This is a genomic window from Nocardia carnea (genome assembly GCF_029869215.1).
Lineage (GTDB): Bacteria > Actinomycetota > Actinomycetes > Mycobacteriales > Mycobacteriaceae > Nocardia > Nocardia carnea_B.
In genome coordinates this window covers 1-1,515 of the sequence record NZ_JARWPM010000194.1, presented here as the reverse complement: position 1 = coordinate 1,515, position 1,515 = coordinate 1, and the positions used below count along the sequence as shown (strand labels likewise).

General features: G+C 65.9%; 2 protein-coding genes. Both read left to right on the top strand.

Annotated elements, in window-relative coordinates; all coding sequences use genetic code 11:
* Positions 1–596: 596 nt before the first annotated feature.
* Positions 597–917: a hypothetical protein gene (locus tag QH276_RS12945; protein WP_280400310.1), complete on the top strand. Its 321-nt coding sequence runs from the start codon at positions 597–599 to the stop codon at positions 915–917.
* Positions 918–934: 17 nt separating this feature from the next.
* Positions 935–1,510: a YbaB/EbfC family nucleoid-associated protein gene (locus QH276_RS12940; RefSeq protein WP_280406744.1), complete on the top strand. Its 576-nt coding sequence runs from the start codon at positions 935–937 to the stop codon at positions 1,508–1,510.
* Positions 1,511–1,515 lie beyond the last annotated feature (5 nt).

The window sequence follows — 1,515 nt, the reverse complement described above, 5'->3', positions numbered from 1 at the left end:
TGCACCTGGTGGCCGGTAGCTCCCGGTGGGCAGCCATCCGGCCGAATATCAAGGATCTCATCCAGACCCGGCTGGAAATGCGGCTCGGTGACCTCACCGATACAGTCTTGGGCGCGCCTAGCGCCCGGGGCGCCCCCCGGGCCCCCCACCCCGCGCCTACCCCGCCGGCCGCGCGACCCCCCCGCCGGACCACTTCGCCGTCGACCCGCACCTGCGCCGAGGACACACGTTGGAGTAGGGCTCGCATACCGGTCGATCATGCCCTGCCGGGCAATATGCGAACCGGCCGGGCGGCTGTACGGAAGGGACCCCGGCCGCGTACCGGAGATCTTGCCAATGGTGGGAATCGGCAGACGCCCGGGGTGATACCGGTGCGATAGAGTTCGCGCTGAATCACCGCTCACCGGCGCTGTTTCCGCGATCACCGCCGTGCGCCGCCCGAGTATCGTTGCGCGCCGCGGTAGTTCTTGTTCGCAAACCGTGGTAAAGCTGCCGTTCACACCGGCATCACACCGGGTTTGCTCCCGGCTGCCATCGTCGATTCCGACAGTGATGACGGTGCGGGGTGGCTCGGCACCGCGGGAGGAGTGGACGCGATGGCCGACAGGGTCGATTACAACGACGAAGCGTTCAGGGCGGCCGCGGAACGTACGGGTGGGGTGCGCGACCGGGTCAAGGGCGTGCTCGACACCCTCGAGACCAGCATCAACGGCCGGGGCACGCCGTGGGGCAACGATACGCTGGGCAACACCTTCTACAACGGCCAGAACAACGACGGTTACGGGTCGGGTAGGACGAACCTGATCTCCAGTGCCGAGAACGTCGCCGGCACCATGGATTCCTTCTACAAGGGCCAGGTCGAGAGCGCGGATTACCTCCAAGACATGGAAGACGGCAACCGCGACGGTCTGCGCTGACCGGGATATCTGCGCGAATGACCAACGAACAGGCCAAAGCCGATTTCGCCGCGATCATGGGCGGTGTGCGGGAGCAGATGCGCACCATCGCACGGATCCAGCAGCAGCGCGCCGAAATCACCGCCACCGGGACCGCCCGGGGTAAGAAGATCCGCGTCACGGTGAACGCCGACAATGCGGTGATCGATGTGAAATTCGCCGACGATATCGACGAATTGAGTTATTCGGAGATCGCGAAGGCGATTGTCGAGGCGGCGCAGAGCGCCTGCAAGGAAATCGCGGAGAAGACTTCCGACTTGATGGCGCCGCTGGAAATGCAGAAGGCCCGGATGCCCAAACTCTCCGAGCTGGTGGAGGGGATGGAGGAGATGGAGATACCGGGCGTGGTCCCTGCCTCCACCGCGCGGCCGACGGCCGTGGAACGCCGGGACATCTCCGACGGGCGCCCGCGGCCCGGCGGCGCGGTGGGCGGGAAGATCAATGCCGCCGCGAGTTCCGCCGCCAGCAGCCCCAGCGACGACAGATACATCAGTTTCGTGTATTCGATTTCGGTGCCGGTGCCGTATGCCGAATCACCGAGCTGGCGGAAGTAGTCGGC

Excerpts from the sequence above, each read along its gene's own strand:
- QH276_RS12945 (WP_280400310.1), top strand. The coding sequence starts at position 597 with ATGGCCGACAGGGTCGATTACAACGACGAAGCGTTCAGGGCGGCCGCG.
- QH276_RS12940 (WP_280406744.1), top strand. The coding sequence starts at position 935 with ATGACCAACGAACAGGCCAAAGCCGATTTCGCCGCGATCATGGGCGGT.